This window comes from Nostoc favosum CHAB5714 (assembly GCF_020829495.1).
GTDB lineage: Bacteria > Cyanobacteriota > Cyanobacteriia > Cyanobacteriales > Nostocaceae > Nostoc > Nostoc favosum.
Map to the genome: position 1 here is coordinate 1 of NZ_JAIVFQ010000222.1, position 3,400 is coordinate 3,400.

The 3,400-nt window shown below is 37.7% G+C and carries 2 protein-coding genes and 1 pseudogene; all 3 read right to left on the minus strand.

What is annotated here, in order from left to right; all coding sequences use genetic code 11:
- Window positions 1-305 precede the first annotated feature (305 nt).
- The 3 genes and pseudogenes from LC586_RS40040 to LC586_RS40050 all read right to left on the minus strand — a co-directional run bounded on the left by LC586_RS40040 (window position 306) and on the right by LC586_RS40050 (window position 3,330).
- Window positions 306-491 (minus strand): hypothetical protein, encoded by a 186-nt coding sequence (locus tag LC586_RS40040; RefSeq protein ID WP_229491313.1) that lies wholly within the window; start codon window positions 489-491, stop codon window positions 306-308.
- 163 nt (window positions 492-654) lie between these two features.
- Window positions 655-1,903, minus strand: a pseudogene (locus LC586_RS40045) (ISL3 family transposase).
- A gap of 362 nt (window positions 1,904-2,265) precedes the next feature.
- Window positions 2,266-3,330: a DUF3854 domain-containing protein gene (locus LC586_RS40050; protein ID WP_306423359.1), complete on the minus strand. Its 1,065-nt coding sequence runs from the start codon at window positions 3,328-3,330 to the stop codon at window positions 2,266-2,268.
- Window positions 3,331-3,400 lie beyond the last annotated feature (70 nt).

Consider the following 3,400-nt stretch of genomic DNA (forward strand, 5'->3'; position numbering starts at 1 on the left):
AGTACGTCACTACTTTGTATATCTGGAGACACCAATAAGAAATCTTTGAGATGCACCACACGCTCATTTTCATTCTTGGGACAATGCTTAATTTACACGACTTTCAGCCTTAACCCAAGCGTATTGACCCAAGTCCAAGTAGGATTGCCATTTTTAAAACTATTTTTAATGCTTTCATCCCCAGGTTCCGTTCCTCCACCTGGGATCTTTCCGTAAGATGAGTTAAACAACATACATAAGTAAAATAAACATTATAAACATTATGACTACTGTATTTTTACGTATTTTATAATATATTCTTGTTCCTAATTTTGAGCGACTTCACTAATAATCGTTTGCAACAGAGAATTTATATTTTGTGGCTGAAAAGCATTAAGTCCAACCGACCTAAATCTTTGAATTGCTTGTTGATATGATTCTTCATCATCGTACCCTTCCTCGAAGTATTCATTATTGTAATATCCATAAAGAATAAAATTAGAATCAATCATTCTTATAAAAGGTTCAGGTTGAGCAAGAGATTTTGCATTATTAAATAGCTGAATGAAATAGATATAAAGGTAAGTTAAAAAATCCTTAATTTCTTGACTAGAAAATTATGACTCAAATGCTTGAACTGGCATTTTATGGTTCTTCAGTACATAATATGCTTAACTAATAGTTAAAATGCCAACTCAACAAGCATCTAACTCGGAAAATTTCAAAGTTTCTAAATCCATAGCCAGAACGTTTAATTAGCTTAAGTTTGTTATTAATGCCTTCCACAGCAGCACTAGTTGTCCCATTATCAAAGTAAGCGATTATCTCATCAAACCAACGGATAATAGTATTGTTACTTTTGGGAAAATATTTTTTAGCTTTCGCTAACCACATACCCAGTTTAAAAACTCCCGGATACCAGTTATCTGTCTTATTAAAATTTTTTCTAATTTTCTCTTTTAATTCATGCATTTCTCTTAAAATAGGAGATACACTTTTCACTTCAAAGAGTTTATTTATTTGTTCCTTATTTAAGTCTGACTCATTTTTAAGTAAAGCGTACTTACTATTTTTTAATCCCGCTAACACTTTTTCGTGGTCATCTTTTTCTGATGATGATTGCGCTTTTTTAACTAATTCTTCTAAATTCCGTTTCTCTTGTTTTCTTTGTGTATCTAGTTCTTGATTGATCTGTGTCATCACATGAAATCTATCTGCTACTACTTGAGCATTGGGCATTAATTCTATTACTACGTTTTTGTAACCTACCCACAAATCTATACTCACTTCCTCAAGAAAGTTCTAAGACCTCAGTTCCCCACCCCATAAGGGTTTTCTTTACTACCTCTTGGGTGCGCGCATTTAATATAGTTATTAGTTTAGATGTATCTAAATCTATTAATACCGCACAGTAATTACCCTTGCCTTTTACTAAAGCTATTTCATCTATTCCAAGTCTTTTTATAAAATCAGGTTTTGAATCGGATAATTTTTCAGATGCATCTTTTAACATTCTTTCTATTTCTTCTGTTGTGACTATCCCTTTATCAGCTACACTGTGGATATCGTTTTCTACTACCTCTTGTATTATGTTGTGTGCCAGCCGTTTTGTATAAGTTCTTTTCTTGCTCACAAAATCTAGCTTTTCACTAAAGGGTTTTTTACATTCTTCACATTTGAATTGTCTTCTATTTATTTCTAAAAATACTGGTTTCTCACCAAAAGGTAAGTCTTTAACAATGTATCGATGATTTTGATGTAATCTATGGCTTTTTATACCACAGCGAGGACAAGTACTGTATGATTTTGTTGATTCGGTTTGTAAAATCATGCCTATCCCATCATGAAGACGATGTGATATAACTTTCACATCTTTTAAATCAAGAAGCTCTGTTAGAATTTTAATATCTTGTTTCCTAAGCATGACTGTAAATACACCAAATATAACAAAAATATTTTTCTTGTACTTAAAGTTAACAACAAACATGCTTTAGATGTCAATTACATCAACGGTTTTATTTAAAGATTGATGCAATTATTTTTATTTATTAAACTTGAGCGTAAACAACAGAAACTAGTTTTGGTGCGTCGGCTGTATGAACAGGGATTTGAGCGAGAAGATATCATTAACTTATTCGGCTTTATCGACTGGATGTTAAGTTTACCGATAGAGTTAGAACAAGAGTTTTGGCAAGAAATTCGTAACTTTGAGGAGTCTAAACGTATGCAGTACATTACCAGTGTTGAGCGAATTGGATTTCAAAAAGGGATTGAGCAAAGCCAAAATCAGATAAAGCAAGTTCTGCTCTGTGCTTTTGCCACCTCAGTTGCCAACCATTCGGTTTTACCAGTGCCTTTGGGAGCCTTGAGGATAATCAGCTTTTCACCCTCTGGTACAAGCAGATGACCGAGGAATCTTTGGTTGAGTGCAATTGACGGCGGGTAAGTCAGCAAGGTAAACAGCTTGATTTCCCATAACTCCAGTGCAACGGCTGTATTGTAGAGTGCGTCAAATGCTGGCTGACCCTTGGCAACGATAAAATCATCAACCCCTTTCTCTGCACCTAACGGTAAATCAATGACTCGCAGCGAACAACCCTCATTTACCAGCAGCCGTCCCATGCGACTGATAGCGGTTCTGACTCGCTGGACTGTCTCAGGTTTATTGTCCTGGTCAAAGCAGATATTTACTTGTCTTCCCTCTGTTGCGAAATGTTTCAAGTCGGGGATGAGGGATGGCTTACCGATGGCAGTACCGTACTCATCAGTAGGTGTGCGGTATCCAGCGTTAACACCGGGGATAGCGATCGCTGCATAACCCGCAGTCAATAACGCCCCCGCTTTCTTGACACCTTCGACAATTGTCACTGGCACATTATGCCTCCAAACCCAGTGCCAGAAACCGCCGGGATGCTGTAAATCCTCTTCAGTAATAGGGATACCGCTACGGTTGGAGACTTTCACCCAAATGCGATTCGGAACTAAGAGGAAGAAAGCGCGTGTCTCTTCTCTGTATGGGTGTTCATATTTGATGAACTTGTGAATTTTTTGGCGGTCGCGTCTGGGAAAGTCTGGTTTAAAACAGCCCCACATCATCAGGACGTAGTTGTTGAGGGGGTCAATGCCACTGCACCACCAGCCGCCTTGTTCGATGTGCTGGTATTTCTTCAAGTCGCGGTCGCGCAATCGTCCATCATTGCGACGGGAGATTTTAGGACTGTAGAGCAGATATTCGTAGGGTAACGTCCCAAAGAGCGATCGCCCATTCAGATGAAAGATTTCTTCATCAACTCCACTGTTGAGCCATTGGGTTAAATGTTTTGCTTGAGAATCAGATTCGATTATACGCATATCCCCTCCAGTATTTTGAAGCAATGCAAAGCTTGGGGTATTGAGTCATACCGCCTTTGCTGTTAGTTAC

Coding starts and splice junctions, on each gene's coding strand:
- LC586_RS40040 (WP_229491313.1), bottom strand. CDS start 491: ATGATTGATTCTAATTTTATTCTTTATGGATATTACAATAATGAATAC.
- LC586_RS40050 (WP_306423359.1), bottom strand. CDS start 3,330: ATGCGTATAATCGAATCTGATTCTCAAGCAAAACATTTAACCCAATGG.